19 protein-coding genes and 3 pseudogenes are annotated in these 13,878 nt (G+C 59.4%); 10 read left to right on the top strand and 12 right to left on the bottom strand.

The genetic code is table 11. The features are described from left to right. Positions 1-156: 156 nt before the first annotated feature. Positions 157-453: a hypothetical protein gene (locus tag AC0L2Y_RS11495; protein ID WP_473504780.1), complete on the top strand. Its 297-nt coding sequence runs from the start codon at positions 157-159 to the stop codon at positions 451-453. 7 nt (positions 454-460) lie between these two features. Here AC0L2Y_RS11495 and AC0L2Y_RS11490 read toward each other — a convergent pair whose 3' ends face one another. Continuing rightward, positions 461-631 (bottom strand): hypothetical protein, encoded by a 171-nt coding sequence (locus AC0L2Y_RS11490; RefSeq protein ID WP_473556159.1) that lies wholly within the window; start codon positions 629-631, stop codon positions 461-463. 128 nt (positions 632-759) lie between these two features. Between AC0L2Y_RS11490 and AC0L2Y_RS11485 the strand changes: the two genes are divergently transcribed. Next, positions 760-900: a hypothetical protein gene (locus AC0L2Y_RS11485; protein WP_473556157.1), complete on the top strand. Its 141-nt coding sequence runs from the start codon at positions 760-762 to the stop codon at positions 898-900. A gap of 287 nt (positions 901-1,187) precedes the next feature. Here AC0L2Y_RS11485 and AC0L2Y_RS11480 read toward each other — a convergent pair whose 3' ends face one another. Then, positions 1,188-1,727 (bottom strand): histidine phosphatase family protein, encoded by a 540-nt coding sequence (locus AC0L2Y_RS11480; protein ID WP_473556155.1) that lies wholly within the window; start codon positions 1,725-1,727, stop codon positions 1,188-1,190. Positions 1,728-2,139: 412 nt separating this feature from the next. Between AC0L2Y_RS11480 and AC0L2Y_RS11475 the strand changes: the two genes are divergently transcribed. The 3 genes from AC0L2Y_RS11475 to AC0L2Y_RS11465 all read left to right on the top strand — a co-directional run bounded on the left by AC0L2Y_RS11475 (position 2,140) and on the right by AC0L2Y_RS11465 (position 6,188). Next, entirely contained in the window at positions 2,140-4,326 is a 2,187-nt protein-coding gene (locus AC0L2Y_RS11475; RefSeq protein WP_473556152.1) for a Nal1-like putative serine protease, read from the top strand. A gap of 105 nt (positions 4,327-4,431) precedes the next feature. Then, on the top strand, positions 4,432-4,938 hold the full coding sequence (locus tag AC0L2Y_RS11470) for a hypothetical protein (protein ID WP_473556150.1): 507 nt from the start codon (positions 4,432-4,434) through the stop codon (positions 4,936-4,938). A gap of 8 nt (positions 4,939-4,946) precedes the next feature. Further along, positions 4,947-6,188, top strand: coding sequence for a hypothetical protein (locus tag AC0L2Y_RS11465; RefSeq protein ID WP_473556149.1), 1,242 nt, complete (start codon positions 4,947-4,949; stop codon positions 6,186-6,188). Here the strand turns inward: AC0L2Y_RS11465 and AC0L2Y_RS11460 are convergent. From AC0L2Y_RS11460 to AC0L2Y_RS11435, 6 genes are all read right to left on the bottom strand, one after another. Beyond that, positions 6,185-6,373 carry a S1/P1 nuclease gene (locus AC0L2Y_RS11460; protein ID WP_473556429.1) on the bottom strand — a complete coding sequence of 63 codons (189 nt, stop codon included), beginning with the start codon at positions 6,371-6,373 and terminating at the stop codon, positions 6,185-6,187. The genes AC0L2Y_RS11465 and AC0L2Y_RS11460 overlap by 4 nt on opposite strands. A 99-nt stretch (positions 6,374-6,472) precedes the next feature. Continuing rightward, positions 6,473-6,916, bottom strand: coding sequence for a hypothetical protein (locus tag AC0L2Y_RS11455; protein WP_473556147.1), 444 nt, complete (start codon positions 6,914-6,916; stop codon positions 6,473-6,475). A gap of 114 nt (positions 6,917-7,030) precedes the next feature. Continuing rightward, positions 7,031-7,339 carry a hypothetical protein gene (locus AC0L2Y_RS11450; protein WP_473556145.1) on the bottom strand — a complete coding sequence of 103 codons (309 nt, stop codon included), beginning with the start codon at positions 7,337-7,339 and terminating at the stop codon, positions 7,031-7,033. Further along, on the bottom strand, positions 7,288-7,581 hold the full coding sequence (locus AC0L2Y_RS11445) for a glycosyltransferase family protein (protein WP_473556143.1): 294 nt from the start codon (positions 7,579-7,581) through the stop codon (positions 7,288-7,290). Before AC0L2Y_RS11445 ends, AC0L2Y_RS11450 begins: the two co-directional genes overlap by 52 nt. Continuing rightward, complete coding sequence (locus tag AC0L2Y_RS11440; RefSeq protein WP_473556142.1) at positions 7,547-8,113, bottom strand: hypothetical protein; 567 nt, start codon at positions 8,111-8,113, stop codon at positions 7,547-7,549. Before AC0L2Y_RS11440 ends, AC0L2Y_RS11445 begins: the two co-directional genes overlap by 35 nt. A gap of 181 nt (positions 8,114-8,294) precedes the next feature. Continuing rightward, complete coding sequence (locus AC0L2Y_RS11435; RefSeq protein ID WP_473556140.1) at positions 8,295-8,459, bottom strand: hypothetical protein; 165 nt, start codon at positions 8,457-8,459, stop codon at positions 8,295-8,297. A 128-nt stretch (positions 8,460-8,587) separates the two neighbouring features. Between AC0L2Y_RS11435 and AC0L2Y_RS11430 the strand changes: the two are divergent. Both AC0L2Y_RS11430 and AC0L2Y_RS11425 read left to right on the top strand, forming a co-directional pair. Then, positions 8,588-8,752, top strand: a pseudogene (locus tag AC0L2Y_RS11430) (response regulator); the annotation flags it as partial. A 17-nt stretch (positions 8,753-8,769) separates the two neighbouring features. Next, complete coding sequence (locus AC0L2Y_RS11425; protein ID WP_473556450.1) at positions 8,770-8,952, top strand: hypothetical protein; 183 nt, start codon at positions 8,770-8,772, stop codon at positions 8,950-8,952. A 507-nt stretch (positions 8,953-9,459) separates the two neighbouring features. On the opposite strand, the gene AC0L2Y_RS11420 is transcribed toward AC0L2Y_RS11425, so the two are convergent. Together AC0L2Y_RS11420 and AC0L2Y_RS11415 are read right to left on the bottom strand one after the other, a co-directional pair. Beyond that, a complete protein-coding gene (locus AC0L2Y_RS11420) occupies positions 9,460-10,347 on the bottom strand; it encodes an alkene reductase (RefSeq protein WP_473556427.1) in 888 nt (295 codons plus the stop codon). Positions 10,348-10,379: 32 nt separating this feature from the next. Beyond that, positions 10,380-10,481: pseudogene (locus tag AC0L2Y_RS11415) on the bottom strand (ATP-binding protein); the annotation flags it as partial. A 12-nt stretch (positions 10,482-10,493) separates the two neighbouring features. Here AC0L2Y_RS11415 and AC0L2Y_RS11410 point away from each other — a divergent pair. The 3 genes and pseudogenes from AC0L2Y_RS11410 to scpB all read left to right on the top strand — a co-directional run. Next, positions 10,494-10,580 (top strand): annotated as a pseudogene (locus tag AC0L2Y_RS11410) (DUF3363 domain-containing protein); the annotation flags it as partial. Positions 10,581-10,938: 358 nt separating this feature from the next. Continuing rightward, positions 10,939-11,832, top strand: a complete 894-nt coding sequence (locus AC0L2Y_RS11405) for a DUF1403 family protein (protein WP_473556425.1) — start codon at positions 10,939-10,941, stop codon at positions 11,830-11,832. Positions 11,833-11,834: 2 nt separating this feature from the next. Beyond that, positions 11,835-12,557: an SMC-Scp complex subunit ScpB gene (scpB, locus tag AC0L2Y_RS11400; RefSeq protein WP_473556138.1), complete on the top strand. Its 723-nt coding sequence runs from the start codon at positions 11,835-11,837 to the stop codon at positions 12,555-12,557. 38 nt (positions 12,558-12,595) lie between these two features. On the opposite strand, the gene AC0L2Y_RS11395 is transcribed toward scpB, so the two are convergent. Together AC0L2Y_RS11395 and AC0L2Y_RS11390 are read right to left on the bottom strand one after the other, a co-directional pair. Then, entirely contained in the window at positions 12,596-13,120 is a 525-nt protein-coding gene (locus AC0L2Y_RS11395; protein ID WP_473556135.1) for an RES family NAD+ phosphorylase, read from the bottom strand. Then, positions 13,117-13,503, bottom strand: coding sequence for a hypothetical protein (locus AC0L2Y_RS11390; protein ID WP_008877514.1), 387 nt, complete (start codon positions 13,501-13,503; stop codon positions 13,117-13,119). The genes AC0L2Y_RS11395 and AC0L2Y_RS11390 overlap by 4 nt, the downstream gene beginning before the upstream one ends. Positions 13,504-13,878: the final 375 nt, after the last annotated feature.

Below are 13,878 nucleotides of genomic sequence, written 5' to 3'. Positions count from 1 at the left end.
CGGCGGGCTTTTTGTTGTCTTGGGTGGAACACCCCCCTGTATTTGTTCGAACAGCACTGTCCGCCCAGATCGGAGCACGCATTAGGAGGGCGCCGCCAGGTCAAAAATACATTAGAAACGTGGAACATAAGTGAGGCGGAAAACATTGTTGGCGCCATGGACAAGAGCGATGGCGACAATCTTCCTGAATGGCTTTCGAGCGATCTACCCGAGGATTCTGTGATCCGAGGAGATATCGCGACAAGGATTTCGAGAGAAACCGCCCGCAACAACGGGCCGGGCGATTCGGAGGTCACGAAAGCCAGGCTGGATCACAATCTGTTTGAGGAACAGGAAGAAGCGGACGCCGCCGTCCATCGAGGACCATCTGTGGTTCCGTTGCTCCTGGTTCTTTATGTGCTCTCGATGTTGCTCCTGGCAGGCTACGCGCTCGCTCGTGCATATTTTCTATGACCTCCGCTCAGTCGCTCGGGCGGCGCTTCAACATGCGCGCCTCGCGCAGCAACGAAGCATAATCGGTGCCGATCATTTCGATCAGCTCTCGCGCTAGGGCCTTCGTGATGCCGGTTTCTTTGGAGAGGACCTTAGCCTGCACCTCCTTGAGTTTGTCGCTGGACTTCTCTTCTCCCATGATTGCGATGCTCCTACCTTCATCACAAACTCGTGGGCAAAGGGGCTTGTTCCTCGAACCGCCGGCGCTTTTCAAAGTTTGATCGGTCCAGTTCAATTCGAACGACGGGCGTGTATGGCTACTGACCCATGAAAAAGCCGCTGGTCCTCGTTGCTGATGACGAGCCCATGATCGCACTCGATCTTGAAATCAGCCTTTGCGAGGCAGCGTTAACCCGCCAATCGCCGCCCGAAGCACGAGTTGTCGCGGAGCCTCAACAGGTTTCCTAGGTTAGGTCGACGCGACTGATAGGTGGTTTGGAGCGTCGGCGCATGTCCTAATCACAGAGGCGTGGGGCACGCTGGACAGGTTGACCTTCGCTCAAGGTGCTCACTCCAACGACGGGGAGGGGACACGGCATTTGACCGACCCGCGATCACCGATGCGCATGATCGCGTTTACAGGGACAGCAGGCTCAGCCGCGTCAGGTCGGGTCGAGCGTCTTATCTGCCTAGTAGGCGTTGCGTGGGCGCCTTGGCCTACCGGAGCAACGCGACCGGCATGCGCGTTGGGACGATCACCCATCACCATCGAGAAGCGCTTGGCTTTGAGGCGAAAATGACCAGACATCTTCGCCATCGCTCTGCAACACCCAGATGCTGTCATAATCGTCGTCCGGCCAGGATTGCGGGGCGACCCCTTCGCTGCCGACAATTGCAGCTGCCAGGCTGGGAATCGACTCGTGCTGCCAGCTGACCAATACAGGCGTATCGGCTGCGCGGATGGTGTCGGCCGCTAACCCTTCCTCGCCTTTCGAATGGCTGACATCGGGTTGTAGACCGAGGCGTCTGGCCAGTGGGGTAATAGTTTGGCTAGGCCGTTTGCTGCGCGTTCCAGACCCATCTTTCTTGACCATGCCCGACGCAACAATCGATACCGGTTTTTCCATGGGCAAAGGTGGATTGGAGAAGAATGAGCAAAGCCCGCCTGCGCGCTGCCAGCCGCGCACCGTCAATGATGTGGGATCACTCTGGCCCTGTTCCGTCACTCCAAGACCGGGCCCCTCCGGGACCGGCTTCTCGGCATGCCGAATGATCATTACGAGCCTGTTTGGCATTGTATGGCCTCCTCATACCCCGTTCGTCAGCCTGGTAGTCCAGGCAACGTGCCACTGTTGATTGCTCGTGGCTAGCCGGATATCGGAACAATCTTGCTATCGCCGAATACTCACATCGGATAGCAAGAACCATGGGTAGACAGTCATTCCAGTCTGCCCGAACTCTTTGAGACTTTGGATAGTCACCCCAGTCGTCGCTCAGCTTTTTTTCGGGGGCAAGCTCGCGCATAGGCGCCAGCTACCGACATCAGGACCAAGCAAACGACGGAGCAGTGCCGTCGCGGCTCGAATTATTGCGTCAATTTTAAACTGGGTGTCGATTGTATGTTTGCCCGCACCTGAGTATGAATATTGCCATCTTTCCAACCAGAGAGGGGAAAGAGCTTAGTCGGCGCATCAAAGGGAGGGGTTAATGCTCGATTTCAAGCTTCACAATTTCAGCTCGCTTTCCATCAAGGATCTGCTTGACGCACGCGAAGCGTACCACCTTCATCTTTCCCATCTGGATACGGTCTATGCGACAGCCATTGGGCGATACCTTATTCGCGATGAAGACCCAAATTCGAAAGATGCATCGCACCGTAGCGACCCGGAGACCCTTGGCCCTCGAACGCTGACCAACGCGTCAATGAAGGACTGGTCATGGCCGTGCGTGCTGGTTTTCGTGCGCCATTGGTTTGCGCCGTCAGAGATCCGTGCAAAGCCGTCCCTGGCCGCAGAATTGGTTCCATCCTTCCTATACCTCCCCGACGGCAGGGTCGTGCCAACATGTGTCGTAACCGTCGACCCCGACAAAGGAATTCCGGCAATGCCGGAACCGCCGGTGTTCCGCTCCGACCTCGTTGGCGGCGGATTTCCAGTGCGCACCGATGCCCAGGGAAAACGCCATATAGCCTCGATCGGGTGTCTCGTGACGGATGGCGATACCGTCTACGCGCTCACCAATCGACATGTCGTGGGTGAGCCCGGGCGACCGATCTTTGCGGGTTTCAAGAACCTCAAGCGCCGGCTCGGTGTCAGCGATGCCCTGCAGCTGGCCAAACTGCCTTTCCAGCATGTCTATCCCGGTTGGCCCGGTGAACGCGTTCTGGCCAATCTCGATGCCGGACTGATCCGGATTGACGACGTCACCGGCTGGACGGCTCAGATCTACGGCGTGGGGGAAATGGGCGAGGTTTGGGATTTGAACGTCGACAGCTTCCGGCTCGATGCCATCAACCGTCCGGTGGTTGGTTACGGGTCGATCAGCGGCCTGATGAAAGGCAAGATCCTCGGCCTGTTTTATCGCTACAAATCCGTTGGTGGCATCGACTATATCAGCGATTTTGTCGTGGGGCCGCGCGATGCGGCCACTCCCCTGAACAACTACCCGGGCGACTCCGGAACGCTGTGGCTGCTTGACGACGACGACGCGCCGAGGAACGCCCGTGGCGCTCGCATTCTGCGGCCTTTTGCGTTGGAATGGGGCGGGCAGGCTCTGCTGGCCCCTGGAGGCAAGGTTCCCGTCCAACTTGCGCTTGGGATTTGTCTCTCCACCATCTGTCGCGAATTGGATGTCGAGGTTATCCCTGACTGGAACGTTGGCCACACGGAATACTGGGGCGAATGGGGGCATGTCAAAATCGGCGCCTATGCCACGTCATGCGTCGACGGGGAGGCCTATCCCAAACTCAAGGCCATGATGGAAGCCAATGCCGACAATATCGGCCTGGACGACCGGCTGCTCCAGGATTTGCAGCCTCATCAGCCTGGGACCTTCTCGCCACTGGCTGACGTGGCTGACCTGGTGTGGCGTTTCACGCGTCCAACGGACGAGAGCAATCACTTCGCGGACATGGATAAGCCAGGCAGCGATGGCAAGACGCTGCTTGATCTCTTCGCCGCATCGCCATCGAGCGTCGACCCTGGAATTTGGAACAGTTACTATGCAGGCATCGGCGAAGACCGCCGCGGGGCTTTGCCATTCCGCGTCTGGCAGATCTTTGATGAGATGGTGGACTACGCCAGCAACGGCGATCTCCTGGAATTCGTATGCGCTGCCGGCATTGTTGCTCACTATGTTGGCGACGCCTGCCAGCCGCTGCACGTGTCACAATACCATCATGGGCGCGACCTGAGTGACAAGCAACACGCGAAGGTTCATAGCCTCTATGAAACCACGATGATTGGCCGACACGGCGAGGATCTCATCCGAATGATCCCAGAGGCCGAAATAGCACCTGTCTCCCCGGTTGCCACGGCTGGAACGGCCAAGGGGAGCGAAGCGGCGGTATCCGTGGTTCAACTGATGAAGCGGACCGTCGAAAGGCTCCCCCCGCTCACGATCGTCGATCTGTTCGATTCGCATATGGGGCGAGGCCAGGTCGAAGCCCTGTGGGAAGGGCTAAAACAGCCCACCGCGCAATGCATGCAGGATGGGGCACGCACCTTGGCCCGCATCTGGGAAGCAGCCTGGGCTGCAGGCGATGGCGAAAGGCGGCCCCAGAAGGGTGAATTCAGCCAGGATGACTTGCGGCATCTCTATGAGAGTCCGAAATTCCTGCCATCCTACAAGCTTCAGGATTTAACAACCAACGCGCAAGGGCGATTGGTTCCGTAGTGTCAAGAACGTCCGTGTATAGGCGTTTCCTCGGGCACTGACACGGCAACTAGCACGAGGAACACGCTCGATCAGCTTACTTGGCATGCTTTTGGAGGACGCATCATGGCAACAACGGACAACACCGATCCAGACCGTTCTGACAGGTCAACACAGCAATTTGTGCTTCTCATGTTTCTACTGATATTCTATTGCGCCGGACCGATTATCGTCCTTGTCTGCGTTTTTGTATCAATTCGCGACAGCCTCGCCGTGAATCTATCGTCGAAATTGAACGAAACATTGGTGCTTCAATTTGTTACGACGATCGCCAAGGATCCAGGCGTCTATACGAATGTTCTGCATCAAATGATCATGCCGGTTGCCGCTGTGATCACAGCAGCCAACACGAGCGTCCTTAGAGTACGCGGCCTGGTCAATTATATCTTTCTGCTCCCCCTGTTCACTATCTTTGTTTGCCTGGTTAACGCTGGCCTTTTCAACATTTTTTCTCCCGCAGACAATCGGGGAATTACCTCGCAGCTGTTTATTACAACTGCCGGGAATCTAGCAACCTATGTGATGCTGATTGTCGGATTGAAACTGGGCGAAGCGCCAAAGGGCAAGGGCTGAGAGGTAATATGATGGCAACCGTGCAAAAAGCGCTTCTCTTCGTCCTGATCGTTTGTGCCCTCACTGGCAGCAGCGCGGCCGCCGAGGATAAGGTTGCGTTCAAGGTCGTCGTCACCCCCAGTACCGAGGCGAAGTCGTTGCGGGTCAGCGGAACTGCGAGTGACGCCCAGCTCGCGGTGCATTTCACCCCGGACGGTGACATTGTAAATATTCCCGTCGACCCCTCCGCCACATCGCACCAGCTCTTCGTTGTCTGGGCAGACGGAACCCTGACGGGCTTTCCCATCCTGGCCACATTCAGGATCAAGCCTGAGCCCGAGGAAGTCCGCCTTACGCGCGCAGCAGACATGAAGGCGACCACTGACGTCGTCACCAAGGAATGCGTCGTTACGACGCCCGACAGCCGAATAACAGCCTTTTCAATGTTTTATACCTGCAAGGCTCTGGCGTTTAAACTCGAGCTTGCTGACAAATGGTCGAACGATCACTTGCGCGCTATAAATGGCTGGTTGATTGCCAACGATTATTTATACAGGCAATCAAACGGAACAGCTCTTGGTATCGACGATGTTTTGCTGGCAAAATTGAAGGAGATCTATGATAATGCTTCTAAGGAAAAGCGAATAGCGCCTCTTACACGACCAGAGATCAAGCGCATACTCGATGAGGGGAAAAACCAGCAACTCCAGGCAAGTTCGGTGATCGCCGGGCTGGTGGCTAAAAAGCGATTTCAAAATGCGCTGACTGCGAACGAGGCAGCCCTGTTTGATCTCATGCGCCAGCACAGCGATGGCGGTGCGGTGGGGGTAACCAATGCACAGCTTGAATCCAACGACGTCTGGATTAAACAGTTGGGTCGTCAGCAGCCGCTGCTTTCCGGTCGTCTTGTGGAGGAGCGCGTGGGCGACGATGGCTTCAACAGATATACTATCTCTGTCGAAAATTTCGGCAACACCGCTGTTTTGCTGAGTGGGAATTACGGCTGCTACTCGTACGACTCGGCCGGTCACAAAATCGCTGATGATGCGGGCGTGCAGTTTCCCGAGATAGTGGCTCCGCTGGAGGAGAACCTGGTCGTCGAGGCCACCACAAGTCGAACGCTGGACTACAAGTCTCTCGGCGGTCTCCCGGCCGCGCCGGAGGACATGGACAAAATCGACCTCGCGTACCAGGTCTGCCAAATCACCTACTCTACACAGCAGGAGCCAAAGAAGTGGGGGTTCTTTGAGGTCCGTAGAACGACCGACTAGACGGCTGCGAGCCTCGGCAGGATATCGGCTGTCAGATGATCCAGATGTTCTTCGGCGGTGAGATTGGTGTGCAGGATCATACCGCTCTCCCACACGGAATGCAGATTGGTCTTTTTGTCGTCAAAGAAGGTGACCTTAACCAAGTTGCCACCCTGGTCGGGCTCACCGTCGGTGAACCGCTCCACGGTGTGAAAGGGCTGATGGATATCTCCGACAAAGTGGACCTTCAGCCGGTGAAAGCTCGCCCGCCGCAACTCGCCTCAAACGTGGCTTTGGTCGAAGTCTCATCGCGTATCATTCGATGACAGGTCGCGAGGGGGGGCGTTGCGGATGCAATCCGAGAAGAGACCGGGTTGGAGCTCGGCCAATATGAAGAAGGCCTCGAAAAGCCGCCCGGGGGCCATCCTCAACACTTCGGCGCTGACGTCCACTTTTTCAAGCAAGGGGGCGAGAGGAGACTGTACAAGCGAGATTGTCGACCGTTGGCCAAGGGCCAGATGCACTTGCGCCGGCATCAATGCGAACAGAATGATGTCGTGCATTTGGCGCATGAAAATGGGCTGAAGAAACGCCTCGCCCAATGGTGTGCAATCAAACTGTGCCAACGACGGAGACACGGGATGGGTTTTTGCCCATCGCTCGCGCCAACGGCGTTCCCGCGGAAAGCCGGCCGTTGCGAATGCTGCGAGCGGATCGGCCTCGATCTTGCGGCGCGACGGATACGCCACAGCCCCTGCGGAACGGGTACGCCCGGCGCCATAGGTCTTTCCCCGCAGGAAGAGCCGCGACGTCTCCGAGTGGATCTCGTCACCGTGGCGATCGAACTCCCGCTGATGCCCCCCTCATCTCAAATACTGTGACAAGCGAAATCCCGCCACCTTGTCGTCAACAATGACCTCGTCCTGCTCGGCCACAAACAGGCTGGAAACCGCTTCATCGGCCATTGCGCAGCAAGCGGCGTAACCGGCATGGTCGTTCAAAAAATTCTCCGACGGGCGGGCAACCCCTTCAATCAAATCGAGCGGCGCCGAAAGAGCCGCCGCCTGCATGGCGGCGAGATAGTCGCTCGCATAGACCGTGTCGGCATCGGCCTGGAGGATCAGAAGCTCGTCATCAGAAAGCCCTTGCTCGGCAGCAAAGGCTTTGGCCATGAGCACGCCGAGATGTCGTGGGGGACATAGCCGCGTTCCAGCGTCTGTCCCAGCAGGACAGGTGTTGGGCTGGCCTTCTTGACGGCCTCCATCACGGCAGGGGTGCCGTCGCTCGACCCGTTGTCGACCAGCACCAGGACGCTGCCTGGCACTGCCGCACTGCCGCCGAAGCCTAGCGAAAGGCATGTCTCGGTCAGGGACGCTTCTTCATTGAGGCAGGGAATGACGACGGCCGTCTGCATGAAAGCCTCGCAATTTGGCCAGGGTCGATGGCCGCTGTGCAGGAGAATGCGGTTTTAACAGCTGGGAGGCCAGCCGCAGTGACGCAGAACAGTGAGGCGAGCACGGTATATGGCTGATAAGGGCGCGGCCCGCCGCATACCCATCGACCATGATAGAAGCAAAATTTCCGACGTGATGTCGGCTGGCCAGCTGCCTGGACCATGAATCCAGGTTCTTCTCACCGACCCGCCGCGCCGCGCGTACGCAACAAGGAGGATAGCCAAGCCATTGCCCCAGCCAGGCGCTGTGCTCGCCAACAGCCTGGTCGATGGTCAAGACCCGCCTGGCCAAAGCCGGCCGCTTTGAAAAGATAATGAAATTATCGCTGTCACGACAATAATAGAGCCCCTTCAGGCGCGCCCAGCGACCAAGCTCCGCCTCGCCCACCGCACCGCTAATTTCCGTGCGCAATGCAGGCCTCAGGTCAAGCATGACCTGGCGCAGATCCACCATCGCCGATGGCTTCAGCCATTGCGGCCAAAATCTCATCAAGAGCGCCGCCACACGAGCAGAAGTTGCGTCATTGACGGTCTTGTATCGTCCTTGAAGCCCGCCTCTTCGGCGGCGCGGCGCGAAGGCTCGTTGGATTTGCGCATATGGGCATAGATGATATCGTAACGGCTCGCCTCACAGGCCTTTTTGTAAGCGACCCTGCCGATGCGGCGCCCCTGGTTCAGCGTGTTGAGATATATTTGTATGGACGGCGGAGCAACGAAGCATAATCGGTGCCGATCATTTCGATCAGCTCTCGCGCTTGGGCATCCGTGATGCCGGTTTCTTTGGAGAGGACCTTAGCCTGCACCTCCTTGAGTTTGTCGCTGGACTTCTCTTCTCCCATGATTGCGATGCTCCTACCTTCATCACAAACTCGTGGGCAAAGGGGCTTGTTCCTCGAACCGCCGGCGCTTTTCAAAGTTTGATCGGTCCAGTTCAATTCGAACGACGGGCGTGTATGGCTACTGACCCATGAAAAAGCCGCTGGTCCTCGTTGCTGATGACGAGCCCATGATCGCACTCGATCTTGAAATCAGCCTTTGCGAGGCTGGGTTCACGGTCGCGCTCACAGCATCCTGTGAGGAGACGCAAAGGTGGTTGGCAGAAGAACGTCCGGATTTGGCAATACTGGACGTCCGATTGAAAGACGGAGAGTGCGCTCAGTCGCAGAAACGCTGGTCTCGCTGGGCGTGCCTTTCTTTGTGTACACCGGCGTCCATCCGGCCGAGTGCCACGTGGCATTCGCCTCTGGGAAGTTCATCGCCAAGCCTGCCGATACACAACAGATCATCACCCTTGTCAGGTCAAGCGTTCCCGATGACATCGACGCGCCATAGTGCCCACTCTGGCAACCAACCCCCCGTCTGGTTTCGCAACCAACCGAGGGCGTCTGGATCAGCTGCCCCGCAGCGCCTTCGCAGCTTCGCTTGACCGGGCGCGATCATTGCCGTGGGTCTCAATTAGCTGCCGGACCTCTTACCGGCTTTGGATGAAAGGCAACGCAGGCGAGCAACTTTCGTTGTGGAGCCGCGCGGAATCACGTTCCGTTCACTCTGGCTAATATAAGCTTTGTACCTAGTATTCACTGGGTTAAGTACCGGCGCCGGCCGCCTTGAGTTCATTCCGCCGATGGAGCCCAAGCTGGTCCCAAGGCCGGCCGAGGGTGAACACTGATTCACGAGATCAAGCTCGACGGCTATCGCACGCAGATCGCGCTGGAGCGGTCATCCGCGGCGAACGGATGACCGCTTCACGCGATGGTCTTATTGTGTCGCAAGATCGGACTTTGATGGGAAGCTGCCCAGCCGCTTTCAGTGCTGAGATCAATTTAAGCGGACCTCCTCTCAAGGTATCGGCGAGAACCTCGGATAGTCAATGTAACCTTCAGGGCCTTCGCCGTAGAACGTGTCCTTGTTCGGTGTGTTCAGAGGCAGGCCCTGCCAAAGACGCTCGGCAAGATCGGGAGTAGCTATGTAGTCTCGACCAAATGCCAGGGCGTCACCAATGCCGGTGTCGATAAACCGCTCCCCGTCTTCCTTCGACATAAGCTCGTTGGCGATGACCGGGCCGCCGAACCGTCGCTTGATCTCACCGAGCATGCTGTCTTCGGCCTCAATCTCGCGGACGAAGATGAAGGCAATCTTCCGATTGGCAAGTTCGTCGGCAACATATCCGAAGATCGCCTTGGGATTGCCGTCTCCCATGTCATGCTCCTCGCCCCGAGGTCGGAGGTGCACGCCGACACGATCAGCACCCCACACCTCTATCACTGCATCCACGATCTCGAGGAGGAACCTGGCGCGGTTCTCGACCGAGCCGCCATAGCGATCGGTGCGCTTGTTGGTCTTGTCCTGCAGGAACTGGTCAACGAGATAGCCATTGGCGGCGTGCAACTCGATCCCATCAAAACCAGCCGCCTTCGCACGCTCGGCGCCCTGTCGAAAGTCATCGACGATGCCGGGGATTTCCTCTGTTTCCAAAGCACGTGGAACAGGATGCGGCCGCTTGGGTCGTAATGCCGAGACATGACCAGCCGCGGCGATTGCGCTCGGTGCCACCGGAAGCCTGCCTTCGAGGAGTTCGGGGTCGGATATGCGGCCAACGTGCCAGAGCTGCAGGAACATGCGGCCACTGGCTTCGTGAACCTCCCGGGTGACGTGCCGCCAGCCTTCGACATGGGCATTGTCCCAAATACCGGGCGTCCCCCAGTAACCGACGCCTTGTGGGGACACCGAGGTCGCTTCGCTCAGGATCAAGCCCGCCCGCCCACCGAGCGGTTGGAGGTAATCGGGATCGATGCTCGCTCATAACGCCGCGACACCAACTGGAAGAACAGATGCGCGGCATTGGCTTCGAGCGGGAGATAGCGCTGTGCAGATCGGTCGCGCTTGCCAGCGGCAAGTATGCCGTGATCGAGAAGTCGCGAGAGTTCACGCTGGTGCCATGGAGGCCAGTGCTCGATCGGCCCGGACGAAGATTCCGTGCAGCTATGTCACACAATACCAGGCCCGCTCCGCTGCCGGCCGATGGTCCATGAAATCCCCTCCCCACGTCCCAGACACTTCCTTGCCCACGCGCCATGCCGAGGGCGTTCTTTCGAGAGGTGGATTGTTAGCTGACTACTTAATAGGCAAGCAAACAGTGAAAAAGATAAATGATTGATAATGCAAGATTATCGTTCGTTTTTGTGCGGCGACAGGCTGTGCGTTTTGGCGCGAAAACCATGGCACAAAGCGCACGAGCACTTTACCCTCCAAAATCATGATTCGCCTTGATCCCGCGACCGCCAGCTCCTCTGTGCCGCCTCCGTTCCGGCGTGGGCGATTACAAGCGACGGCGCTCTGAGCGACGGCGACGCCGCCTTCCGGGCTGGCGCCGCCCTGGGTGCACTCGACACGCTCGCCCGCGCGCAGCCGGCCTGGGCCGGCGCCTGGCGGCAGCGGCTGACGCTTAGCTGCGCCGCGGCCAGCATGCGGCTCGCCGGCCGCGCCGAGGATGCGGCCGCCTTGCGCGATGCCTGGCATTTGCGTCCCCCAGGTGCTGATCCCGGTCCCGCCGGCGCCCTCTTTGGCGCCTGGCGGCAGTTGACCAGGCAGCCGCCCGCCGCTACGCCCGACCGGCTCGGGAAGATACTCGACCAGCTTGGCCTCCATTGGGACAGCGACGCGCTCGCCGACCTTTGCACTCAGATCGAAAAACTCGCGGTATCCCAGCGGTCGGCGCCGTTCGACGCCGCGGCGATCGCCGCTGAGGTCGTCGCCATGCGTCCCGATGCCGAGCTCTTTGGCTGGTGGCTGGCCGACCTGGTGCTGGCGCAACGCCTGGGTTGGCCGCAGCCCCTGCCGCTGCTGATGGCTCAGGTTTTTGGACCATCCTTCCGCACCGAGGCCGGCGGTGGCCGGCGCATCCGGCCCGGGGACAAGAATTTTGAGCGGGCGGTTTGCGTTGCGCTCGTTGCGGCCGCCGCGGACGCCTGTCGGTTGGCCGCCGAGCTGTCGCGCCGGGCCGAAAAACTCCTGGCGGTGGCGCCGAAACTGCGCGCCAAAGGCGCCGGCGACGTAATCTTCCTGCTGCTCAGTGAAGACGCCGTCTCCGGATTGCTGATGACGAAAAATCTGTCGCGCTTTGCATCGCGGCGCCTGTTCGAACGGCTGCAGCAACTGGAGGCCGTGCGCGAGCTTTCCGGCCGCCCCACATTCCGGCTGTTCGGGCTGTAGCGATGAGCGAAGCGTCCGCCCGCCGGAAGCCGAACGAACAGCCTGTGCTGCTCGACACGGAACTGGACCACCTGCCGCCGGAGCTGCGCTGGCGCGAGTGGATGGGCCGCGTCGAAGCGGTGATCTTTGCCGCAAGCGAACCGGTGACACGTAGTGTCCTCGCGCGGGTGGTGGGAAAAAACTGCAATATCGAGCTGATCATCGACGACATTCGCGCCGAGCTCGCCGGCCGCCCCTATGAGCTGGTCGCGGTCGCCGGCGGCTGGCAGCACCGGACCAGAAGGGTTTTTGGCGACGCCATTCATGCAGCCTTCGGCACGGCAGCAGGCGAGGGGGCAAAAGAACTGTCGCAGGCGGAGGCGCTGGTGTTGATGTGCATTGCCTATTTCCAGCCGATCACGCGAGGCGAGCTGTCTTCCTTCTTTGGCAAGGAGGTATCGCGCGATCTGATCGGTATGCTGCGCGCTGAGCAGCTGATCGCCTCGGGGCCGCGCAGCCCGCAGCCGGGGGCGCCCTATACCTATGTGACGACCAAAAACTTCCTGTCGCAGTTCGGGCTCGACACGCTGCGCCAGCTGCCGGACTTCGAGGCGCTGGAGGACGCCGGGCTGCTGTCGAAGGACAAGCTGCTGGCCGGGGATTTACCGACCGGTCTTGGCCGGGGGGAGGGCGACGGCGAAGAGGGCGAGCCAACGACAGGCGTCGTTGAGGATGAGGCGCTCTGACCTGATCGGAAGACGGGTTGCATACGACAGCTAGCAACTCAGGGCCATGATGACTGGTCGTGTGGCAGGCGGTCATCGGGATCGTGAACTGCCACACGATCCCCGTCGACAAGGTTGGCCGGAAAGATCACCAGATTGGTGCCGCCGGCGTGACGCAGCGACGGGAACAGGATGCCGCGGAGCCCGGCCGTGATGATCAGGTCCGCGAGCTTCCACGATGGCGGGATCTTCTTGTCAATGCGAGCGACCTGGCGCCAGGCACAATCCCATTCCTGCCAAGCGCCGTCCCAGATGTCCGGGTCGAATCCCTGCGAAAGGTCGGCCACCTGGCCGACTGTGATCTTGTAGGCGGCAAGCGTTGCCGGCGGGGTGATGCTGACACCCTGCTTGTATTCCTCCAAAGCCGTCTGAGGCGCGCGGGACAGGTAAAGCGCTTCGACACCGGGCCGGTTGAAACGACCGCCGTCGATCGCCGCGCCTGCACCGCTGGTGGGCAGGAAGGCCCATTTGGGTGTCAGATAGCGATGGAAGATCTCGTCCGGCCCGACGCGGGTGACCTTCACCCGCGCGCCCCGTTCTCGAGATCCCGGATGAAGGCCAGGACTGCTTCGACCTGGCCGTCCGCGACGAGTTCGGCCGCCGTGCGATGGCCATAGTCGGCGATCGGCTCATTGCGATACCAGTAGATTGCCTTGTCGACGTCGCCGGTGAGCTCCGTCGCGGCCGAGATCACCTTCACCATCTCGCGCATCCGGCCCTGCAGGCGCTCCGATGAGGGATTGCGCAGCGTGTTGCGATGGACGCCGGTCAATTGCGCCAGATTGGCCACCTTCACGCCAAGCGCCTGCGACAGGCGTTTCGGCGAGATATAAGGCGTGCGCGGCTCCTGAAGGCTATCGACAAAGCCTGAGACCGCGGTGGAATGTGCGAGCTGTGCGTGGGCCATGACGGATCTCCGACCTCTCATATGCACAATATATGCACATTCCAACGCATAGCAAGTGAACAGTGGCCTGGCGCCTTCCAGCGACCTGTTTGTCCTTCCTCATCCTCGTAGCGGTTGCCGGCTGGCGGCAGCAATGCGCCGCATGTCGGACGTTGAGATCAGATTTGCCGCGTGCCAGATGCCGACATCAGGGAACTCTTATGAGTCGAGGGGAATTCGCCCGCAGAAGTCGATCGGCATATCAGCGCACCTTCCCTCGAGTCGCGACGTAGTCCTAGCCATTAAGGATTTCAGCGAAGCCGTGGGTGACCCGGCGCGCTGTCGCGCGGGATCAGGATGCTCGCTGGTGCCACTGGGCGTGAGGCCACAGCGTTG

The sequence above is a fragment of the Mesorhizobium sp. WSM4830 genome (assembly GCF_055811495.1).
The sequence above is the reverse complement of the archived record's forward strand: the minus strand, read 5'-3'. Positions and strand labels throughout refer to the sequence as shown.

Excerpts from the sequence above, each read along its gene's own strand:
- AC0L2Y_RS11475 (WP_473556152.1), top strand. The coding sequence starts at position 2,140 with ATGCTCGATTTCAAGCTTCACAATTTCAGCTCGCTTTCCATCAAGGAT.
- AC0L2Y_RS11485 (WP_473556157.1), top strand. The coding sequence starts at position 760 with ATGAAAAAGCCGCTGGTCCTCGTTGCTGATGACGAGCCCATGATCGCA.
- AC0L2Y_RS11390 (WP_008877514.1), bottom strand. The coding sequence starts at position 13,503 with ATGGCCCACGCACAGCTCGCACATTCCACCGCGGTCTCAGGCTTTGTC.
- AC0L2Y_RS11470 (WP_473556150.1), top strand. The coding sequence starts at position 4,432 with ATGGCAACAACGGACAACACCGATCCAGACCGTTCTGACAGGTCAACA.
- AC0L2Y_RS11435 (WP_473556140.1), bottom strand. The coding sequence starts at position 8,459 with ATGGGAGAAGAGAAGTCCAGCGACAAACTCAAGGAGGTGCAGGCTAAG.
- AC0L2Y_RS11495 (WP_473504780.1), top strand. The coding sequence starts at position 157 with ATGGACAAGAGCGATGGCGACAATCTTCCTGAATGGCTTTCGAGCGAT.
- AC0L2Y_RS11450 (WP_473556145.1), bottom strand. The coding sequence starts at position 7,339 with ATGGCCAAAGCCTTTGCTGCCGAGCAAGGGCTTTCTGATGACGAGCTT.
- scpB (WP_473556138.1), top strand. The coding sequence starts at position 11,835 with ATGAGCGAAGCGTCCGCCCGCCGGAAGCCGAACGAACAGCCTGTGCTG.
- AC0L2Y_RS11445 (WP_473556143.1), bottom strand. The coding sequence starts at position 7,581 with ATGCAGACGGCCGTCGTCATTCCCTGCCTCAATGAAGAAGCGTCCCTG.
- AC0L2Y_RS11490 (WP_473556159.1), bottom strand. The coding sequence starts at position 631 with ATGGGAGAAGAGAAGTCCAGCGACAAACTCAAGGAGGTGCAGGCTAAG.
- AC0L2Y_RS11480 (WP_473556155.1), bottom strand. The coding sequence starts at position 1,727 with ATGCCAAACAGGCTCGTAATGATCATTCGGCATGCCGAGAAGCCGGTC.
- AC0L2Y_RS11465 (WP_473556149.1), top strand. The coding sequence starts at position 4,947 with ATGATGGCAACCGTGCAAAAAGCGCTTCTCTTCGTCCTGATCGTTTGT.